The organism is Pusillimonas sp. NJUB218 (assembly GCF_003788685.1).
In the GTDB taxonomy this organism is placed as follows: domain Bacteria; phylum Pseudomonadota; class Gammaproteobacteria; order Burkholderiales; family Burkholderiaceae_B; genus Neopusillimonas.
Genome location: NZ_NQMK01000010.1, coordinates 184,242 through 204,611, shown reverse-complemented (window position 1 = coordinate 204,611; position 20,370 = coordinate 184,242). Strand labels below are relative to the sequence as shown.

The 20,370-nt window shown below is 56.9% G+C and carries 20 protein-coding genes and 2 tRNA genes; 19 read left to right on the top strand and 3 right to left on the bottom strand.

What is annotated here, in order from left to right; all coding sequences use genetic code 11:
* Window positions 1-5: 5 nt before the first annotated feature.
* Window positions 6-680 carry an A24 family peptidase gene (locus CHR62_RS13600; protein ID WP_123661283.1) on the top strand — a complete coding sequence of 225 codons (675 nt, stop codon included), beginning with the start codon at window positions 6-8 and terminating at the stop codon, window positions 678-680.
* An 84-nt stretch (window positions 681-764) separates the two neighbouring features.
* Here CHR62_RS13600 and CHR62_RS13595 read toward each other — a convergent pair whose 3' ends face one another.
* Window positions 765-1,229 carry a type II secretion system protein N gene (locus CHR62_RS13595; RefSeq protein ID WP_123661282.1) on the bottom strand — a complete coding sequence of 155 codons (465 nt, stop codon included), beginning with the start codon at window positions 1,227-1,229 and terminating at the stop codon, window positions 765-767.
* A 198-nt stretch (window positions 1,230-1,427) separates the two neighbouring features.
* Here CHR62_RS13595 and gspG point away from each other — a divergent pair, with 198 nt between their 5' ends.
* From gspG to gspF, 11 genes are read left to right on the top strand one after another with little or no spacing between them, the layout of a single operon-like run.
* A complete protein-coding gene (gspG, locus tag CHR62_RS13590; protein ID WP_123661320.1) occupies window positions 1,428-1,868 on the top strand; it encodes a type II secretion system major pseudopilin GspG in 441 nt (146 codons plus the stop codon).
* The gene (gene gspH, locus CHR62_RS13585) at window positions 1,840-2,355 is read left to right on the top strand and encodes a type II secretion system minor pseudopilin GspH (RefSeq protein ID WP_158609133.1); all 516 of its coding nucleotides are present in this window, start codon (window positions 1,840-1,842) and stop codon (window positions 2,353-2,355) included. Before gspG ends, gspH begins: the two co-directional genes overlap by 29 nt.
* Window positions 2,352-2,723, top strand: coding sequence for a type II secretion system minor pseudopilin GspI (gspI, locus tag CHR62_RS13580; RefSeq protein WP_123661280.1), 372 nt, complete (start codon window positions 2,352-2,354; stop codon window positions 2,721-2,723). The genes gspH and gspI overlap by 4 nt, the downstream gene beginning before the upstream one ends.
* A complete protein-coding gene (locus CHR62_RS13575) occupies window positions 2,720-3,355 on the top strand; it encodes a type II secretion system protein J (RefSeq protein ID WP_123661279.1) in 636 nt (211 codons plus the stop codon). The genes gspI and CHR62_RS13575 overlap by 4 nt, the downstream gene beginning before the upstream one ends.
* Window positions 3,352-4,254, top strand: a complete 903-nt coding sequence (gspK, locus tag CHR62_RS13570; RefSeq protein WP_233575006.1) for a type II secretion system minor pseudopilin GspK — start codon at window positions 3,352-3,354, stop codon at window positions 4,252-4,254. The genes CHR62_RS13575 and gspK overlap by 4 nt, the downstream gene beginning before the upstream one ends.
* A 2-nt stretch (window positions 4,255-4,256) precedes the next feature.
* Complete coding sequence (locus tag CHR62_RS13565) at window positions 4,257-5,282, top strand: type II secretion system protein GspL (RefSeq protein WP_123661278.1); 1,026 nt, start codon at window positions 4,257-4,259, stop codon at window positions 5,280-5,282.
* Window positions 5,279-5,875 carry a type II secretion system protein GspM gene (gene gspM, locus CHR62_RS13560; RefSeq protein WP_123661277.1) on the top strand — a complete coding sequence of 199 codons (597 nt, stop codon included), beginning with the start codon at window positions 5,279-5,281 and terminating at the stop codon, window positions 5,873-5,875. Before CHR62_RS13565 ends, gspM begins: the two co-directional genes overlap by 4 nt.
* Window positions 5,872-6,639 (top strand): type II secretion system protein N, encoded by a 768-nt coding sequence (gene gspN, locus CHR62_RS13555; RefSeq protein WP_123661276.1) that lies wholly within the window; start codon window positions 5,872-5,874, stop codon window positions 6,637-6,639. The genes gspM and gspN overlap by 4 nt, the downstream gene beginning before the upstream one ends.
* A 31-nt stretch (window positions 6,640-6,670) precedes the next feature.
* Window positions 6,671-9,070, top strand: coding sequence for a type II secretion system secretin GspD (gene gspD, locus CHR62_RS13550; RefSeq protein WP_123661275.1), 2,400 nt, complete (start codon window positions 6,671-6,673; stop codon window positions 9,068-9,070).
* Window positions 9,067-10,488: a type II secretion system ATPase GspE gene (gspE, locus tag CHR62_RS13545; RefSeq protein ID WP_123661274.1), complete on the top strand. Its 1,422-nt coding sequence runs from the start codon at window positions 9,067-9,069 to the stop codon at window positions 10,486-10,488. Before gspD ends, gspE begins: the two co-directional genes overlap by 4 nt.
* A 37-nt stretch (window positions 10,489-10,525) precedes the next feature.
* Window positions 10,526-11,731 carry a type II secretion system inner membrane protein GspF gene (gene gspF, locus CHR62_RS13540; protein ID WP_123661273.1) on the top strand — a complete coding sequence of 402 codons (1,206 nt, stop codon included), beginning with the start codon at window positions 10,526-10,528 and terminating at the stop codon, window positions 11,729-11,731.
* 127 nt (window positions 11,732-11,858) lie between these two features.
* Here gspF and CHR62_RS13535 read toward each other — a convergent pair.
* Window positions 11,859-11,943 (bottom strand) — tRNA-Leu (locus tag CHR62_RS13535).
* Between the two features lie 153 nt (window positions 11,944-12,096).
* Between CHR62_RS13535 and rnr the strand changes: the two genes are divergently transcribed.
* The 6 genes from rnr to CHR62_RS13505 all read left to right on the top strand — a co-directional run bounded on the left by rnr (window position 12,097) and on the right by CHR62_RS13505 (window position 18,204).
* Window positions 12,097-14,550, top strand: coding sequence for a ribonuclease R (gene rnr / locus CHR62_RS13530; protein WP_233575005.1), 2,454 nt, complete (start codon window positions 12,097-12,099; stop codon window positions 14,548-14,550).
* Window positions 14,551-14,581: 31 nt separating this feature from the next.
* A complete protein-coding gene (gene rlmB / locus CHR62_RS13525; protein WP_123661272.1) occupies window positions 14,582-15,328 on the top strand; it encodes a 23S rRNA (guanosine(2251)-2'-O)-methyltransferase RlmB in 747 nt (248 codons plus the stop codon).
* 24 nt (window positions 15,329-15,352) lie between these two features.
* Complete coding sequence (locus CHR62_RS13520; RefSeq protein WP_123661271.1) at window positions 15,353-16,591, top strand: cystathionine gamma-synthase family protein; 1,239 nt, start codon at window positions 15,353-15,355, stop codon at window positions 16,589-16,591.
* A 301-nt stretch (window positions 16,592-16,892) separates the two neighbouring features.
* The gene (locus tag CHR62_RS13515; RefSeq protein WP_093970339.1) at window positions 16,893-17,165 is read left to right on the top strand and encodes an HU family DNA-binding protein; all 273 of its coding nucleotides are present in this window, start codon (window positions 16,893-16,895) and stop codon (window positions 17,163-17,165) included.
* A 138-nt stretch (window positions 17,166-17,303) separates the two neighbouring features.
* Window positions 17,304-17,379 (top strand) — tRNA-Val (locus CHR62_RS13510).
* Window positions 17,380-17,505: 126 nt separating this feature from the next.
* Window positions 17,506-18,204, top strand: coding sequence for a potassium channel family protein (locus CHR62_RS13505; RefSeq protein WP_233575004.1), 699 nt, complete (start codon window positions 17,506-17,508; stop codon window positions 18,202-18,204).
* Between the two features lie 129 nt (window positions 18,205-18,333).
* Here CHR62_RS13505 and CHR62_RS13500 read toward each other — a convergent pair whose 3' ends face one another.
* Window positions 18,334-19,479, bottom strand: a complete 1,146-nt coding sequence (locus tag CHR62_RS13500) for an ABC transporter substrate-binding protein (protein WP_123661270.1) — start codon at window positions 19,477-19,479, stop codon at window positions 18,334-18,336.
* A gap of 170 nt (window positions 19,480-19,649) precedes the next feature.
* On the opposite strand from CHR62_RS13500, the gene CHR62_RS13495 reads away from it, so the two are divergent.
* Window positions 19,650-20,108, top strand: coding sequence for a MarR family winged helix-turn-helix transcriptional regulator (locus CHR62_RS13495; protein ID WP_123661269.1), 459 nt, complete (start codon window positions 19,650-19,652; stop codon window positions 20,106-20,108).
* Window positions 20,109-20,370: the final 262 nt, after the last annotated feature.

Here is a 20,370-nt window from a genome sequence, read left to right as displayed (position 1 = left end):
CTAACATGGGCTTATGGACGGTCTGGGATATTGGGCCTGCAACCGCGGCAGTGGTAGCGCTTGCAGTAGCGTTTGTTTTGTCGGTGCCCTTGGCCCGCGCGGCCTATCTCATGCCGCGCCTTCTTGATGCCGGCATTCCGTCCGAGCCCTCGCCCAGCCATAAGCGCTATCGTGCCGGGTTTTGGGTCGTCGCCCCGATTTTGGGCCTGGTATGCAGCTGGCGCTACGGGGCGACGCTGGCCACCGTTGCAGCCATCGTTTTTGTTGTCATGCTGCTGGCGCTGGCCTGGGTCGATGCCGAAACGGGCTTCTTGCCCGATATGTTGACCATCCCGTTATTGTGGCTTGGTTTACTGGTCAACTTGGGTGACACTTTTTCCATGTTGCCAGACGCAGTGCTGGGTGCAGCAGGGGGGTACATGGTGCTCTGGGTCATTTGCGGCGGCTTCACGTGGGTGACTGGTCGCCAGGGCATGGGCTACGGTGACTTCAAACTGCTCGGTGCGCTGGGTGCGTGGCTGGGTTGGGCGTCATTGCCCTGGGTATTATTGGTCTCGTCACTGTTGGCGTTAAGCATTGCGCTGTTGCGCCTCATGTCAGGGCGCCTGACGGCCGGCCAGCCATTTAGCTTTGGCCCTTACCTTGCTGTTGTCGGCATTGCCGCCCTGCTAAGGCTGTAAGGTGCTCACAGAAAGACTGTAAAGGCGCGCCGCGACGACAAAATAGGTTAACGCGCGCGGGCTATTTTAGTGACCGACCATTTGTCATCGCCTATGGCCTGGCAGGTCGGCTGAAGAAAACCCCTGCGGCGGTGTTGCCTGGCTAGCCATCCTAATGTCTTCGATGATACCGTCCTGATCTATAGATACTCCTTGGGGCGTTACAGCCGCCAGCGTAACGCCCTGGGCCAGCGTGTGCCCCACGCTATATGCTTTGGCTGGCCCACCGTTTACAGAAAGCAGGGCTGTGCCGCGCTCGCCGGAAGACAGCAACCCCAAAACCGCGATGCGCAAGCGAGCGCTATTGCCACCGAACCAATTGACCAGCGGCGAAATATCCTGGCCCGGCGCCGGGCCAGAAGCCAGAACGGGTGGAGCCGCCACAGGCCTAGGGGCAAGCAGCAGTGCGCTCCAGACTCCGAGGCCAATCGCCACGGCCAAGACAGCCAGCAACTGAACGATAAGCGGGACATTATTTGGCCAAGCTGCGAGGGTAGAACGTGGGAACATGATTTTGCACAAAATTGGTCAAGTTTGGATCATGCCTCAAAAAAATCAGAAATGCTCTTTATTCATTGTTGTCGAGCATAATTTTTCATCATTGTCGATCTTGTTGTGACGGCAGGGTTTTATCGGGTAACATCAATGCTTACTCAATGTATTCAATTGAATCAAACCATTTCTTGAAAAATATTGGCTCATCTCGTAATGACAGGTGACTTTCACCCATTCAACGCCAACGCACACAAGTCTGCGCGTCAGCAAGGGTTCTCGCTTATTGAGATCATGGTGGTCGTGGTCATCATGGGCGTGCTTGCGGCGCTGGTCGTACCCAAAGTCATGGATCGTCCCGATCAGGCGCGTATCATTGCGGCGAAGCAAGATATCGGTGCGATCATGCAGGCCCTTAAGCTCTACAGGCTTGATCATGGCCGCTACCCGACGTCCACCGAAGGGTTAAACGCCTTCGTGGTCGAGCAAGGCAAGGCTTCACGTTACCTGGATCGCTTGCCGAACGATCCCTGGAATACACCGTATCAATATTTGAATCCCGGTGTATATGGCGAAATCGATGTGTTTTCATTGGGCGCTGACGGCAAGCCCGGAGGCGAGGGCGTTGATGCCGATATTGGCTCCTGGGCCCGTTAATCGCCAATATGGGTTTACATTGCTTGAAATGATGATCGTCCTGGTCATCATTGGCGTAGCCACCGCTATGGCCAGCGTATCGGCGCCTGGCAGAGATGGCGCCCGCACGCTGCGTCAAGATGCCCAAAGGCTTGCTTATTTATTCACCGCAGCACAGGCCGAGGCCCACGGCAGCGGGCAAGCCATCGTCTGGGCCTACGACACCGATGGCTTTTATTTTGTCCGTCAGCCACGGTCTCTTGTCTTGCCGGTTCGAATGGCTGTGCGCGCGCAGTCTGTTACCGACTCAGCCATTGGTGGTGACACGGCCTTACGCCCACGCGAATGGATTTCATCCGAAGCAGTGGCGGTGCGCATCGAACCCGACAGTGGTCTGCTGTTTGGTGCCGACTGGATACCGGCCCCGTTTCAAATGACGCTTGAGGCTGGAGGCAATATGGTTGTCTTGTCCCGGTTGGGTAACGGTCGTTTCGTGGTCGATCCATGATGGCGGTGGCTCGCCAAAGCGGCTTTACGCTCATCGAGGTTTTGATCGCGCTTGCGATTGTTGGCGTTGCTCTGGCTGCGTGCGTACGTGCCTTGGGTGTAGGTGTTAACGGCGTGCGCAACATGCAAGAACGCAGCCTGGCACAGCAAGCGGCACAGAACTTCTTGGCGGAAATGCGGCTCCAGGCCGTTTTCCCAGCCTTGGGCCGACGCGCCCAGCCATGCCCCCAAGGCACACTGGCGCTTGCGTGTGAACAGGAGGTGCAAGAGACGCCGAACAATAACTTCAGGCGCGTTACAGTACGTGTGACCCTGGGCAACGGGCCGATATTGGCACGGCTCGATGCACTGATGCCGAGGTTGCGATGAGGGTTGCTCACAACAGCCAGCAAGGCTTCACCCTCATCGAAGTATTGGTTGCGCTCACCCTGATGGCGCTGGTTAGTCTTATTTCCTGGCGGGGTCTGGAAACGGTGCACAATGCGGGCGAACACCTTGATGGGCGCGCCGAGGAAACGCTGTCGCTGCTGAGGGTGCTGAACCAGATCGAACGTGATGTTTTGCTGCACGCAGGTCCGGATATCTTGCCGGGGTCGGTGATGGGGTTGACAGACAACGTGCAGGCAAACATCGGGATGCCGTCAGGCATTGTCTGGGATGTCAATACCGGTTTGGGCCTGGTGCGCGAAGCAGGCAATGGCAATTGGCAGCAATTGCGCTGGCATCTCGAAGATGGCAGGCTGTTGCGGGCAACAGGTGCGCCTTCCCATCGTTTGCCGCTGCCTCTAGCTGAAAACAGCGTTATTGTCCTTGAGCAGGTTCGCGCCCTGACTGTAAGGGTATGGCATCCGGGTCAGGGTTGGGTTAACCCGACGCAAAGCTTGGCGGCCAATCCACGCTTGCGTAGTGGTGTGGTTGGCCCGATCGGTCTCGAAATTGCCCTGTATCGCCAGGGGCCGGCCGCCGACAAGCCCTACCGCAAAGTGGTGCTGCTGCCATGATCCGATATAACGCCGTTCGCCAACGCGGCATGGCCATTATCGCCGCCCTGGTTGTTGTCGTTGCCGCGTCGACACTAGCGGCTTCCATCATCGAGCGCCAAGGGCTTTTGGCTAATATCCTCATTACAGAAGGTGACCGAAGCCAGGCCGCCTTGATGTTGCGAGGGGGGCTGGACTGGGCACGTTTTGTGCTGCAAATGGATGCCCGCGACAACCCGACCACCCGGCCGGATGCAATCTGGGCGCGCCCCGTTATCGGTCTCCCCGTCGGTAGTGCCGATGACCCCGAGTACGCCTTGTTTTCGGGGCAGATTGAAGACGAGCAAGGCAAATACAATCTGCGCAATCTGGCCGATAACGCCAGCATTAATCGGGAAGAGGTTTTGGTGCTGGAGCGTCTTTTGGGGTGGCTGGGGTTTGATGCCTCGCTGGCCTCGCTCATAGCGCAACGGGTCGCTGACGCGCAGTTTGGTAAAGAAGGGAGGGCCGCGGCGGTGGGGCTGCGCAGCCTTGATGATCTGCGTGTTGTACACGGTGTTACCGCGCAGGCAATCGACGCCTTGCAGCCTTACCTCACGGTCTTGCCGGCAGTTACCAAGGTCAACGCCAACACCGCTACGCCCGAAGTGCTTGGCGCCGTTGTCGATGATCTTGGTCTGGCCAGTGCACGTGACCTGATCGTTCAGCGAGATAAAGGTCTTTGGTTTTCAAATCGGGCGGATTTTGTTAATCGCTTGCGTAGCCAGGGCGCCGACGCGGGACGGCGAATTAGTGTCAGCAGCGACTGGTTTCGTGTCACCGGTGAAGTGACTGTTGGTGATACGATGGCCGGCTTGCGGGCGCTCGTACATCGAAGCGACAGTCGTTTACCGACAATTCGCTGGGCTACATACCAATAATAATGAGACAACATTTACGGCTGGCCTTGCCGTTACTCTCCGACCTGACGTCCGACACGAACATTGCTTTTGTCCTGGTCGGTCGGGATGGGCGCGCGGCGCGCTCCGGACAACTGCCTTTGGCCGAATTAGGTGCAGAGGCAGGGGCTTTGGCTGTTTGCGCCATTTTGCACCCCGATGATGCTGTTGTGGCTGATATCACTGTTCCTCCCGTGTCCAACCGCAGGCTGGGTACGGCGGTTGCAGGCAGCATCGAGCCCATGGCCTTGTCAGACGTCAGCCAACTGTGCGTGGCGCACAGTGCAAGGGCCGCCGACGGCAACGTTACCGTCGCATGGTCGGCACGCCTGCCGTTGGTAAAAGCGTGGGCCCTGCTTGCAGAAGCAGGCCTGAATATTGCGGCCTTCATTCCACAGTCGCTGGCGCTGCCTGCCGACGACCCCGCGCCTGCCGAACCACTGGGGTTACCGGCCGGGCCGCGTTGGCTGGCACCCTTGCCGAGCTGGTCGTTGGCACAAGACGAACTGCGGCCACTATCGGCCAAAGGCCAATGGCGTAAACCAATCTACTGGTCTGCCGCTGCGGTAGTGGTCTGGGCTGCGGGCCTGAACTGGTATGCCGCGCAGCTTGCCAACGAGGTCGAGTCCCTGCAGCAGGGCATGCAGTCGACGGTGGTGCAGGCCTTCCCGCACATTCCAGTCGTCATTGACCCCGTCCGGCAGGCCCAACGTCAACTCGATGCACAACGACTTGCACACGGTGCTGCAGCAGAGGATGACTTTATGCCGCTGGTACTCGCGACTGCAAAAGTGCTTGATTTTGCCCAAAGCCACGTGCGTGGCCTGCACTACGACAAGGGTGTGCTGACCTTGACGTTGGCAGAGGGTTATGTGCCGCCTGGCAGTGAGGCCGTCCTGGCGCAGGCGGCGGCGATACATCAGCTGCAGCTGCAGAAAGACGAGGACCGACCCCATGTGTGGCACGTACAACGTCCTGCTCTTGCCCAGACTAAGACAAGGCGACCATGACACTTGCGACCCGATTGGCGGAACTCGACGAAACAGTGCGCGCGCGACTGCAGCCACTTGCCCATCAGGCCCGAACTGCTTGGCAAAACAGAACTCCGCGCGAACAAAATTTTTTGCGGGTCGGGGTAGGGATGATTGCTGCTGTGCTGGTTTGGGGGGTTGCGCTAAGCCCTGCATTACAAACCGTTCAGACGGCACGCCAGCAATTACCGGTACTGCGGGCCCAGAGCGCGAGACTTGGTGCAGTTATCCTTGAGGCACAGGCGTTGACTCAAAGCCGCTCTGGTGCCATACCTGCCGGCGATATCGAGCCCGCGCTGCTATCCAGCTTGCGGTCTGCTGGGTTGGATACCGTCAGTATCCTGAGCCGGCCAGTCGGCGTGGCAGCCAAAGAAATGCAGTGGCAGGTACAGTTTGCCAATGCTCCTGCCGGTCGAATCATGGAATGGATGAGCAATTTACCTTTCGTGACACAGATGCAGGCTCTGCGAGTGGACCTGGCGCGCAGCACCCTGAATGGCCGCGATCGGCCGGGCCAACTTGACGGGGTAATTGTATTGGCCCCGACCCGACAGCCGGGGAAGTCGCCATGACGCGCGCCGTCAAGGTCGTGTGGCTGGTACTGTTGCTGGTTGTGGCGTTATCGGCTGCACTCCGGGTGTTGCCTGCCCGCTGGGCAATCGCCTGGATACCCGAGTCATCCCCGGTGCGCGTTATTGACGCGTCGGGCACGTTATGGGATGCCAGCGCAACGGTCGCCGTTGGTGTTGGCGGTTTGCTACGCAGCTTGCCCGATCCGCTGCAGTGGCGTCTTCATTTTGAGGGCGGGCCGCAACTGATCGTGACTCACCCCTGGTTGCGCGGGCCACTGAAGCTGGCGCCGTCGTGGCAGGGCTTGCGGATGTCGGCCCAGTCGCTCCAGTTACCCGCGTCAGTGCTGACCACTGTACATGGCCTGTTCAATACGCTCGACCCGGGGGGCGAAGTGCTGCTTAATTGGCCCGAACTCTATCTGGGAAGAAGCGTTGTTGCCGCCAAGGACGGCGGCCCGATGCTGTTTGTGCAATGGCGCAACGCGTCTTCCTCGCTGACCCGCATACAACCCATGGGGGAATACACCCTCATCCTGAGCCAGGGCGCCAGCAACACTATGACTTTGGCGCTGAATACCACCCGGGGGCCCTGGATGATGCAAGGGTCGGGTACCCTGTCACCCTTGGGCAGGGCGCAATTCGACGGCAAGGCATGGGTACACGAATCGGCCAGTGGCGATACCCGCACAGCCCTGCAAGACCTTCTCGACGCGATCGGCCCCCGCTCAGGCCCCGATGGCCATACCCTGATGACAATTCGCTAGCGCACACTTTCTTTCTATGAGTCTTTTGACAATGCCCCGTTTAAACACATTGCTTGAATGTTTGTATGCAGAGCGAGCCCCGTGGCGCCCGAGCACGCCTGTGTTAATGCTGGCCATCGCACTGGGTGGCTGTGCCGCTACAGAGTCCGAGCGCCAAACGGCCAGTAGTGCACCGCTGGTGGCTTACACAACCGTGGGTTCAGGCCAACCCCAAAAAGCGCAGCCCTTTACCGTCGAAGCCGAATCGCCGCAGTCCAGAGGGCGAAACCTGTCGCCAATACGCGAGCGCGCAAAGTACGAAGACGAAACCGTACTGGCCTCGCAACAGGGCAACCCGGCGTCCGCCGGGCGGACTACACTGAATTTCAATGACGCCGAATTGAATGGGGTCATGCGAGCCCTGGCTCAGTTCATGGGGCGTAACTTCGTGGTAGACCCGCGTGTACGGGGTCAGTTGACTCTGGTATCCGAGGGCCCGGTAGACGTTGACACTGCTTACTCCATGCTATTGGGTGCACTGCGCATGCAGGGTTTCGCTGTCATCGACGTTGACGGCGTCAGTCGCGTCGTGCCTGAAGCCGATGCCAAGCTCCAGGGTGGCCCTGTCGTATCGCGCAGTCAGTCCGCTCGTGGCGGTGAGTTAGTTACGCGGGTGTTTCCATTGCGCTATGAAAGTGCAGCGACACTTGTACCGATTCTGCGGCCCATGGTCGCCCCGAACAACACTATTGCCGCGCACGCGGGCAATAACACCTTGGTCATTACAGACTACGCCGATAACCTTAATCGCGTGGCCGAGGTCATCGCACGTATTGATACGCCAACCTCTGTCAGCACCGATGTGATTCCCATTCGATATGGCGTCGCGCTGGACGTGGCGGCACTGACACAACAGTTGCTGCATGCTGGTGGCGGCGACCAGATCAAGCAAGTCAATATTGTGGCAGACCCGCGCAGCAATTCGGTACTGGTGCGGGCTAGCACGCCCGAGCGCCTGAAGCTGGCGCGCGACCTGATTCTGCGCATTGACAGCCCTGAATCGCGTGCGGGTAATCTTCATGTGGTTTATTTACGCAACGCACACGCCACTCATCTGGCCGACGTACTTCGCGGCGTGCTCAAAGGTAGCGGCGGTGCCAGTTCTGCCAACCCGGCCAGTGTGCCACTATCCGGCGGAAATTCTGAGGGAAGCAGCGCCCCTTCCCCCTTGGAAGGGGCTTTTGCCACGCAAGTCAGTGGCGCGGCTACGGTGAGGGCGAACGCTGGCGCGGCCATGTTCGACATGACGGGCAGCAACACCAATACAGTCGTATTTTCTGCGGGCGGGGCTACCGTGCAAGCCGACCCGACGACCAACACCTTGATCATCTCAGCCCCTGACCCACTGTATCGTAGCCTGCGCGAGGTGATCGACCTGCTCGACCAACGGCGGGCACAAGTACTGATCGAGAGCCTGATTGTCGAAGTCAATGCCGAAGACGCTGCAGAGTTCGGGGTTCAATGGACTGCAGGGGCCAACAGTATCAGCAACGGAGGCACCGCGTTTTTTGGCGGATCTAACCTGGGTGGTAGCGGCATTGGTGGAAATCTTTCCGCTGCAGGCACGACCGTCGATGCACTGGCGGCGGGCATGAGCCTGGGGGTTGTCAGAGGCACTGTCGACGTTTTGGGCACGCAATTGCTGAATCTGGGGGTGCTGGCACGTGCAATGCAAAAGCAGGGTGGCGTCAACATCCTTTCCACGCCTAACCTCATGACGCTCGATAACGAGCAGGCCAGTATCGTTGTTGGTCGGACGGTACCGTTTGTGACAGGTACATATACCACCACTGGCGATGGTGCCAGCAACCCCTTCCAGACCGTGCAACGCGAAGACGTGGGCCTGACGTTGCGGATCCGGCCGCAAATCTCGGAAGGCGGAACCGTCAAGCTGTCGCTATACCAAGAGGTCAGCAGCATAGACCCGTCGTCGACGCTGCCGAGCGAGACTTCAGGCGGGTCTATCATTACGCGCAAGCGAGCCCTGGAAACCAACGTGCTGGTCGATGATGGGCAAATTATCGTGCTGGGCGGTCTGCTCGAGGAGGTCATCGACGACAGCGTCGTGTCCGTACCTTTGTTAGGAGACATTCCCGTGCTAGGCAACTTGTTCAAATACCAGAAACGTGGTCGCAGTAAAACGAATCTTATGGTCTTCTTGCGGCCGCACATTGTGCGCAACGCCGAAGATAGTGCTGGCTTGACGCTGGACCGCTACAACTATATGCGGGCTGCGCAGGCTGGGGTGCCAGTCAGGGCGGCGTCATGGCTAGTGCCGGACGCTGCAGCCGCGACCTTGCCCGCCATTCAGCGTGATGCCTCTACGGGCTTGCTGGATTTGCGCAGCCTGGAAAAAAACGATTCACCGCCCGATACGCCTGAAAAGCCATGATTGTCCGTTTGCCCTATGCCTGGGCGCGTGCACATCGCGCGCTTATTCGCACCGGCAGGGGTGGCGCCGCCCTTGTCATCTCGCCGCGTACACCCGCCTGGGCGCTGGCCGAAATCCGTCGCCAACACGGCCCTATGCCGATAAAGGAAGTGGATGATGAGGAGCTCGATACATTGCTGGCCGCAGCCTACGCGCAGACAGGCGACGCCGCGGATATTGTGGATGCCGCCGCCAGCGAGATTGATCTGGATCGTCTGATGCAGGACATGCCCGAAATCGAAGACCTGCTTGAAACTCATGACGATGCACCCATTATCCGCATGATCAACGCGCTGTTTACTCAGGCGGCGCGCGACGGTGCCAGCGACATTCACATCGAGCCGTTCGAAACACATTCTATTGTGCGCTACCGGGTCGATGGCACCTTGCGCGATATCGTCAGTCCGCGCCGGGCACTGCATAACGCGCTGGTGTCACGTATCAAGATCATGGCCAGTCTGGATATTGCCGAAAAACGCCTGCCCCAGGATGGCCGGATTGCCCTGCGGGTTGGCGGCCGGCCAATCGATGTCAGGGTCTCGACCTTGCCAACGGGCCATGGTGAGCGCGCGGTGTTGCGCCTGCTCGATAAAGAGGCTGGGCGGTTGCAACTTGAAAATTTGGGCATGGCTGCCGATGTCCAGGGACAACTGGATGCGTTGATTCGTCGGCCGCACGGCATATTCCTGGTCACCGGCCCCACCGGTAGCGGAAAGTCCACCACGCTATATGCGGCGCTTGGTCGTCTTGATGCTACGACCACCAATATCCTTACTGTCGAAGACCCGATTGAGTACGACCTGCCGGGCATCGGTCAGACGCAGGTCAATGCCCGTATCAATCTGACGTTTGCCGCAGCGTTGCGCGCCATTTTGCGGCAGGACCCCGATGTCATCATGATCGGCGAAATTCGCGATCTGGAAACGGCGCAGATTGCCGTGCAAGCCTCACTGACGGGGCACTTGGTACTGGCCACATTGCATACAAACGACGCAGTTTCGGCCGTGACACGTCTTGTCGATATGGGTATCGAGCCTTTTCTGCTGGCGTCCACGCTACAAGGTGTGCTGGCTCAACGCCTTGTGCGAAAACTGTGCGCTCATTGCAAGGTGCCCAACGCCGATGGTACATCGGCTTGGGCATCCGAAGGGTGTCCAGTCTGCGGCCATACCGGCTATAGCGGACGTACCGGTGTGCACGAACTCTTTGTACTGGACGACACCTTGCGCGCCAGCATTCATGCCGACGCCGGTGAGCAGGCCTTGCGTCGCGCAGCCCAGCAAGGCGGTATGCGCAGTCTGTGGCATGACGCCGAGCGCTGGGTTCAGCAGGGCATTACCTCGCGCGAGGAAATTGCGCGTGTCATTCGCGACGCCTGATGCCTGACTAACCTCTGACGCCAAATAAGATCACATCATGCCCTCATACCAGTACGAAGCCGTAGATGCCATGGGCCGCAGCGACCAGGGCATGATCGACGCCGACAACGAACGCAGTGCCCGCCATGCCTTGCGCGCGCGTGGCCTGTTGCCCTTGACCGTGCGCGAAACGCGTAAACGCGCAGGCAGAGTGGGGGGAGGCGGAGCAAGAATTAGCGACGCTGACCTGGGCTGGCTGACCCGTCAGCTTGCCAGTTTGCTGGCCGCCCGGTTGCCACTAGAGGCCGCATTGCGCGCCACTCTGGAACAAGCAGAGCGCAGGCATGTGAGCCGTATTTTGGCTGCTGTGCGCGACGATGTGCGCGCCGGGCATCGCCTAGCCGAGGCCCTGGCGGCCCACCCGAGAGATTTTCCCGAAATTTACCAAGCCCTGGTCAATGCCGGCGAGCAATCAGGCGACTTGGCGCAAGTGCTTGAACGGCTGGCCGACTACATCGAGTCGCGAGGTGCGCTTCGCAACAAAGTGCTGACGGCGTTTATCTACCCCGTTGTCGTCACCGTGGTGTCTATCTGTATTGTCATCTTTCTGCTTAGTTATGTGGTGCCGCAGGTGGTAGGTGCATTTTCACAAGCGCATCAGACTTTACCTTTGCTGACGCGTGTGATGCTGTCTGCCAGCGATTTTGTCAGCCAGTGGGGCCTGCTTTTGATTGTTGGCCTAGCCGTGCTGTTTGCATTGTGGCGTCTGCGGTTGCGTAATCCATCGGCCCGCTTGGCGTGGCACGCCCGCATGCTTAAGTTGCCGGTGTTGGGCCGCTACGCAATGGGCGTGGACGTGGCGCGCTTTTCTGCTACGCTGGCTATCCTGACGGGGAGTAATGTGCCGCTGCTGGTTGCCCTGGATGCGGCCCGGCGCACACTGAAAAATCGCAAGCTGCAGGCCGCCGTTGACGAAGCCACCTCGCGTATTCGTGAGGGCAGCACGCTGGCGCAAGCTTTGCAGGCCCAAAGGATTTTCCCGCCGATATTGATCCATCTTGTAGATAGCGGCGAGCGCACAGGCGACTTGAGCGCCATGCTGGACCGTTCGGCCAATGTCCTGTCAATCGAGCTGGAAAGGCGCGCTATGACGATGACTGCCATTCTTGAGCCGGCGATGATATTGATTATGGGGAGCATTGTGCTGGTTATTGTGCTGGCTGTGATGATGCCCATCATAGAAATCAATCAGCTCGTGAAATGACCGGGTGGTTTTGTGACTTTGATTAGGGCAACTATGCTGACACTGTGGGCGCTGCGCTGTCGTACGCAGCCCGAAAACAAAAAACCCAGCTAAACAAAAATGCTTAGCTGGGTATTCTGTAAAGCGGTGGTGCCCAGAAGAGGACTCGAACCTCCACACCTTGCGGCACATGGACCTGAACCATGCGCGTCTACCAATTCCGCCATCTGGGCTTAATGGTTGTATGCTAACGTACTTGAGTTCGTTACTGCAAGTCAGGAACTGTTAACCTTACGGTGTGCAGCGCTTTGCGGTATCAAGCGGTTAGTTGTAATCAACCAAGACCAAAATTATATCTCAAAAATTTTAAAAAGGGAAATTTTCCTTTGAGTAAACGAAAAAAAATCGAAAGTCCGGATACTGTCGCCCCTCCAATCGGGATGGGCGATGCGCCAGAATTGCCGCCGGATTTTGATCCCGAAGTACCCAGTCGCGAAGAAATTCTTAAATATTTACGAGGGGTTGCAAAACCTATTGGCCTGGAAGACCTAGCGAGAGGCATGGGTGTTCAGGTGCCTGTATCTACCGGTTTCGACCGGCGCATTCGTGCTATGGAGCGCGACGGGCAGTTGTTGTACAACACCCATGGGAAGTTGCTGGTTAACAACGAAATGGACTTTATTGCTGGGCGCGTGCAGGGGCACCGCGACGGCTTTGGCTTTTTGTTGCGCGACGACGGCGGTCCAGACCTGTTTCTATCGCCGCGCGAGATGCTGAAAGTGTTGCATGGCGACCGCGTTTTGGCCAAATCCGATGGCGAATATCGCGGTCGTGCTCAGGCCAGTATTGTCGAGGTTGTCGAACGCCGCACCAACCGTTTGGTCGGCCGCTTTTTGTACGAGCGCGGTGCGCACATCGTTGTGCCTGAAGACCAGCGCATTAAACACGACGTGCTTATACCGGCGGGTGAAACCGGTGGCGCTGAATCAGGCCAGGTGGTGACGGTAGAAATCATTCAGCAGCCCACCCGACACAGTCAGCCTTTGGGGCGCATTGTCGAGGTGCTCGGTGAAATCGACGACCCTGGCATGGAGATTGAAATTGCTGTGCGCAAGTTTGATGTGCCGCACGAGTTCTCTGACGCCACTGTGAAGCAGGCCAGCAATTTGCCCTCTGCTGTTCAGCGCAAAGAACTGAAAGGCCGCGTCGATTTGCGCGATGTGCCTTTTATTACCATCGACGGCGAAGACGCTCGCGACTTTGACGACGCGGTATATTGCGAGCCTGTCGACCTGGGTACCGAAAAACGTCGCAAGCCGGGCTGGCGTTTGTTGGTCGCCATTGCCGACGTCAGTCATTACGTGCGTCCGGGCGATCCGCTTGACGACGACGCGCTCGAACGGGGGACGAGTGTTTACTTCCCGCGGCGCGTAATACCTATGCTGCCCGAGTCGCTGTCTAACGGTATTTGTTCGCTTAACCCGCAGGTAGATCGTCTGGTGCTGGTTTGTGACATGGTCATTGTGGCCAGCGGGGCCAAGGCGGGCACAGTGTCGGCCTATCAGTTTTACGATGCCGTTATCCACTCGCACGCCCGAACTACCTATACCAATATCTGGGAATCTTTGCAGCAGCCCTCGGGGCCAGCGGCACAAGCGTTAGGCGACATTTACCCTCATGTGCGCCATTTGTATGATCTTTATCATCTGCTGTCCGATTCGCGCGTCAAGCGTGGGGCCATCGACTTTGATACGGTCGAGACCAAGATCATTTGCAACCCGTTGGGTCGTATAGAAAAAATTGTGGCCTACGAGCGCAACGATGCGCACAAATTGATTGAAGAGTGCATGTTGGCGGCCAATACCTGCGCTGCCGATTTCATCAAGCGCAACAAGCGTATTGGGCTATACCGTGTTCACGAGGGCCCCACGCCCGAAAAACTTCAGGCCTTGCGCGATTATTTACGCAATGTCGGCCTTGCACTTGATGGCGGTAGCGACCCTTCAACCAATGATTACGCCCGGCTTTTAGTAGCCGCGCGGGGGCGCCCCGATTACGAAGTCATTCAGACCATGTGTTTGCGTTCGATGCAACAGGCCATATACAGCCCCGAAGAGTCCGGGCACTTTGGCCTGGCCTACGAACATTACGCGCACTTTACGTCGCCGATTCGCCGCTACCCCGACTTGCTGACGCACCGTGTCATCAAGTCGATCATGCAGGGCAAGCGTTATGTTCCCGACCTCGACGATGTGTCCGCAGCGCTCTCGTTGCCACAAAAAGATCGCGAGCATGGCATTTGGGAAAAACTCGGTGTTTTGTTGTCAGCGCGCGAACGTCGGGCCGATGAAGCCTCGCGCGATGTCGAAGCATGGCTAAAATGCTGGTTTGTCAAAGAACATGTTGGCGAAGTTTTCAGCGGTCGTATTACCGGTGTGGCGACTTTTGGGGTGTTCATCACGCTCGACACTTTGTTTGTCGAGGGGCTGGTGCATGTTTCCGAGTTAGGGTCCGACTACTTCCAGTACAACGAGGCCATGCACGAGTTGCGAGGAGAGCGTACCGGTATCCGGTATCGTCTGACCGACGCAGTGCAGGTGCAGGTGGCGCGGGTCGATCTCGAAGCGCGACGCATTGAGTTTCGTCTGGTTAAAGGTACAACGTTCAAAGAGCTGCAGAAGGCGGCTGAACCGCGCACCGAAACCCGGCGAGCCAAAAAGGCAGCACCGGCAAAGCCTGTCGAGTTGCGCGGTACAACGTCCCGCCAGCGCCGCGACGCCGCCAAACGAAATGCGCGTAAAGCGGCTGCGCCGGCCAAGAAAACCGGTCGCCGACGCTGACATGTTCTGAGTCGCTAACTCAAGGAATACTATGGCGTCCCATCAGGTTTTGGCGGGTTTTCACGCAGTCGTGGCGCGGTTGCGCCACGCGCCCGCCACCATCAAAGAAATCTACATCGAGGCGTCTCGGCGCGACAAGCGCATGCAGTCATTTATCGATCAGGTGCAGGCTGCAAAAATCAAGCTGGTGTCTGTGCCTGCCGAGCGTCTTGATGGCCTGGCCAAAGGTACGCGTCATCAGGGGGTTGTGGCGCTAGCCGAAGACAACCCATTGGCCGTCGATATCGACGAAGTGCTCGATCTTCTGGAAGACCGCGGAGAAACGCCATTGTTTCTGGTGCTTGATGGCGTGACCGACCCGCACAACCTGGGGGCGTGTCTGCGCACAGCCGATGCGGCAGGGGTTCATGCCATCATTGCACCCAAAGATCGCGCGGTTGGGCTCAATGCAACGGTACAGCGGGTGGCTTGTGGTGGTGCAGAAACGGTGCCTTACTTGATGGTGACTAATCTTGCTCGTACGCTTCGGCAATTAAAAGATCGCGATATCTGGGTTGTGGGTACCGATGATCAGGCCAGCAGCAATTTATACGCTGTCGATGCGCGTCGCCCCATGGCCTGGGTCATGGGTGCCGAAGGCGAGGGCATGCGCCGCCTGACGCGCGAAACCTGCGACGAACTGGTCACCATACCGATGGCCGGTTCGGTAGAAAGCCTGAACGTCAGTGTGGCCAGCGCGGTCTGCCTTTACGAAACCGTACGCCAGCGCACCGCATAATTTTTTATTTTTTTAGTGTTTTTCATGTCTAGCAACGGATTCACCACCACCATATTGCACTCCGACCGACGCGGTGGCGTCGAGCACGGCGGGGTGCACAAGCCGCTACACCCGTCGTCTGAATACGCTTATGCCGATTCACGCGAGTTGGCGGCTGTATTTCAGGGTAAGCCGGGGTTCACGTATGCCCGGCAGGGTACGCCCACGACCGCAGCGCTTGAAGCCAAAGTGACGCAAATGGAAGGTGGAGTCAACAGTGTTTCGTTTGCCACAGGCATGGCGGCACTGACAGCTACTTTTTTTACGTTGCTTAAAAAGGGCGATCACCTTATTTCCAGCCAGTATATTTTCGGCAATACCAACAGCTTGCTGGGGACGCTGTCTGACCTCGGTGTCATCGTGACGCTGGTTGACGCTACCGATATTGAACAGGTCAAGGCCGCGCGCCGCCCCGAGACCCGAATGGTGTTCACCGAGTCTATTGCCAACCCGGGCACTCAAATTGCCGATCTTAGGGGGGTTGGGCAGTGGTGTCGCGAACAGAATTTGGTGTACGTGCTCGACAGTACCCTGTCAACGCCCTGGCTGTGCCGAGGTATTGATGTTGGCGCGTCGCTGGTGGTGAACTCGTTGTCCAAATACACCGGTGGCCACGGTAACGCCTTGGGTGGTGCTGTTACCGACACCGGGTTGTTCGATTGGTCTGCCTACCCCAACATCGCCGAGCCCTATCGCAAAGGTAACCCTACCTCGTGGGGCCTGACGCAAATCAAGAAAAAGGGTTTGCGCGATATGGGTGCGACATTGTCGTCCGATGCGGCGCACCGTATTGCGGTGGGCGCTGAAACCCTGGCGTTGCGTATGGAAAAAGCCAGTGCCAATGCCATGGCGCTGGCGTCCTATTTAGAAGGGCATGCGCTCGTCAATCGCGTGCAATACCCCGGGCTGGCCTCGCATGCCCAGCATAATCGGGCCGCCGATCTATTCGGTGGCAAGCACTTTGGGGCGTTGCTTGCCGTCGAATTATCAGATGATCTGGATGTGTTCGAGTTTTTGAACAGGTTGCGTGTACTTGTTCTGGCAACCCACTTGGGCGATACCCGTACGCTGGTTTTGCCCGTGGCGCACACCATTTACTACGAGATGGGGCCGGAGCGGCGCGCCTTGATGGGCATCGCAGACAACCTGTTGCGTATTTCGGTGGGTATTGAAGATACTGCCGATCTGATTCAGGATTTCGAACAGGCATTGGCCGGCAAGTAACTGCGAAAATTTTTATGCGTATGGGCCGTTTCAGGTCTTGTATTTGGCGAAGGCTGGTTTTATATTACGGTGCATAAATACTGTCCTGAAAGTCAATGTCCGTGCGGGTTTTCGGGTATTTTCTTCTTGACATGCCTATTTTTCAAAGGCCTAATGCAGTTTGGTCTTGCCAAAGCCTTGCGCTTTGGTGTCTGGCAGTACGCAGATGCGGTAAACAGCGCCCAGGTGCTGTCTTCTTCAACGGGGTGTCGGGCAGGACATTTTGCCGCCCGGCGATAATAATTTTCAGGGGTACTCCTTAATGAACAAAACAGAGCTTATCGAGCACATTTCCACCAAAGCCGACCTGTCCAAAGCCGACGCCGGCCGCGCACTTGAGGCCTTTATTGGTGCGGTAAAAACTACGCTCAAAAAGAAGGGCACCGTTACGTTGGTTGGTTTCGGTACTTTTGCTGTTTCCGAGCGCGCTGCGCGCACAGGCCGCAACCCCCGCACTGGCGAAGCCATCAAAATCAAGAAAGCTCGCGTGCCTAAGTTCCGTCCTGGTAAAGCGCTTAAAGACGCCGTCAACTAATTGTTGAAAATAGCCAGCAAAGTCATTTGCAAAACAAAAAAAAGTTGGCTATAATTCTTTTCGCGTTACACGAAGTGAAGTGGCCCCAAGGCCAGCAGGTTCAGGCAGTAAAGTTTGAGCAGGTTGGCAGGCACAAAGGGGTGCTTAGCTCAGTTGGTAGAGCGGCGCCCTTACAAGGCGTAGGTCACAGGTTCGACCCCTGTAGCACCCACCAATACTTCGTTGTAAAAAATAAAACCACTTGGGTTACCAAGTGGTTTTTTTATGCCCGTTTAATTTGCAACAAAGCCATGGGCTGCTTTTCGGTTTGGCTTGTTTTGCGCTTGAAATTTATCTTGCCATGAACGTCACAGAACCTCGCTGGAAAACCGTCATGACCAAGGTGTTGAATTTACTGGGTGTGGCGGCCTCGCTGATCTTGATTACCAGTATTTCGTTCGAGGCGCTGACCAATGCCACCTTCTCGGGGGAGACTATTTACACCCGTATTCAGTTGGGGGTGTGTCTTTACTTCCTGCTTGATTTTTTATTGTTGCTGGTCACGGCACGCGATCGGTGGCGGTTTTTCTCCAGAAATTTCATACTTATCTTGTTGTCGGTGCCTTATGCATGGCTGGTGGATTACTTTGCGTTCGATTTTTCGAGCGAAACCCTGTATGTGATCCACTTCCTGCCGATAGTGCGGGGCGGGATTGCGTTGGCGGTATTGGTGAAAATGGTGGTCAGCAACCGTATTTCTGGCCTGTTCATTGTGTACCTGGCCTTGTTTTTTGCCATCAGCTACTTCCAGACGCTTATATTTTATGTGTTCGAGGCCCGGGTTAACCCATTGGTCAAGTCGTATCCTGACGCCTTGTGGTGGGCGTCTATGACCGTGACTACGGTGGGCTCAAATATTATTCCAGTCACAACGATTGGCAAGATTTGCACTGCCGTGTTGGCGGTCGTGGGCATGACGACGTTTCCGATCTTTACGGCCTATATTACGGCGTTGGTGCATAACTTCAACGAGCGTGAAAAGAAACGCGTGAGGCCATGAAAAAACCCCATAAGCTATTAGCTTATGGGGTGGTTAGGCCGCGCGAAGCGCACCTTTTAAAGCCGGGCGGTTTTAACTACCGCCCGCAAGTTGCCAGGAGTGATTCTGGCATTGCAAAGCCAGCACGCCTTACTTGGCTGCGGCATAGGCGCCGTCTTTGATGGTCAGCATCATTTGGGCTTTGTCGTCAAAGCCAAAGTGGTCGTTTTTGGTGTAAGTAAGTACACCTTGAGTAACCGGAATGCTGCCGTAGTTTTCAAGTGCGTCTTTGAGTGCCGTACGGAACTCTGGCGTGCCTGGTTTGGCCTTTTTCATTGCAACGGGTACGACTTTATCCAAGACGAGATAAGCGTCGTAGGCGTGCGCTGCAAACTGGTTGCGTGTGCCGGGGCCGTTCTTGGCCTCGTAGGCGTTGACAAAGTCAGTGGCCAATTTCTTGGAAGGGTGGTCTGCGGGCAAGCCTTCGGGCAGTACTGCCAAGCCCGACACTACGAAAGAGCCTTCGACAGCTTTACCGCCCAGACGGATCAGGTCGCGCGAGGCCGCGCTATGGGTTTGGTAGACCTTGCCTTTAAAGCCGCGGTCGACCACAGTGGTGTGGGGCATGGCTGCACCGCTACCCGAGGCCACAATAAGAATGGCGTCGGGTTTCGTGCCAATAGCCTTAAGTGCTTGCGCGGTAACGCTGGTGTCGGCGCGGGCGTAGCGCTCGGCTGTGGTGATTTTGATGCCGGCTTGTTCGGCCAGGCGGCTTAAGTCGCGCAGCCACAGGTCGCCATAAGCGTCGTTGTAGCCAATGAACGCAAATGATTTAACCCCATTGGCTTTCATGTGCTCGATGACGCCACCCGCCATGACGGAGGTTGATTGGGGCAGGCGGAATGTCCAGCTGCCTTTGCCTTCGGGGAATTCGGCAGGCGCAGCTGCCAGCTGAACCGTTTTACCGGCTGCAGCGACTTCGCCCATGGCAATGGCTGGTGTGGTTGTGCTGGAGCCGATGATCAGGTCGACTTTATCTTCGGTGATGAGTTTTTCGGCGTTTTTCTGGGCTTTGGCTGGGTCGCTGCCGTCGTCCAGGGTGATAAAGTTGATTTTTTCGCCGGCAATGTTGTCAGGCCAGAGCGCAAAGCCCGTATTTACGGGGATGCCCAGGCCAGAGGCTGGGCCTGTGAGCGACAATACGACGCCAATTTTAATTTCGGCCAGTGCGGGGCCAGTGGCCAATGCCATACCCAGTGCGGTAGCCAGCAGGGTGCCTTTAAGCATACGTTTCATGTTGTGTCTCCTCGAGGATGAGCAGGGTTGTCCCTGTGCTTTATGATGTCTTGCCAACTGATTTTTAGTGCGTAAACCAGTTGGCGGTATATCAGATTACCTGACATAGGTCTTATACTACATTTTGTTAATCCAACCGGCAACTCTCATTAACCAGCAGAAGAACAATAATGAGTACAAATAAATTGGGGGCTGCAGAGCGGCCCACCGGCATTGCTTATTTAATCGGCCGTCTCGATCGCATGCTCAGTCGGAAAATTCGTGAGCGTCTGGCAGACCATGGCATCACCGCTGCTCAATATACGGCGCTTTCTGTGTTTCGCACGCATGGCCATTTGTCTAACGCGCAGTTGGCCGAGCGGTCGCTGGTCTCGCCGCAGTCTGCTAACGAAATGGTCAATGTCATGGTCAATAAAGGTTGGATCGCACGCCAGGCCGAAGCCGTGCAGGGGCGGGTGATACCTATTGGCCTGACCGACGCTGGGTTGGCCTTGATGCGGCAGTGCGACCATGACGTTGCGCGTATCGAGGCCGAAATGTTGGATGGTTTTAGCGACGAAGAGGTCGCACATCTGCAAACGCAACTGAAAGGTTTGGTGCGTGTGTTGAAGACGACGTCAAGCGGTTGACCGGGTTGGTTCAGTACGGCGGTGCAGGTTTCCCGTTTGGCAGGTGAAGAGACGCCCGCAAGGGATTGCCTTGGTCGTTAGTGCAAAATAGCGCCATGTCAAAGATGAATTGAAAGCGTTGTTGATCACAGGAATTTGCCAATATTTTTATTGCGAATAATTCGCATTTTTGTTATTGTTATTGGCTTGTGTGCGAATCGTCGTGTTTTCGTCGATTTAACCTGTTGTACTTTTCAGGTTGTTCCTATTTCGTTTACCGTTG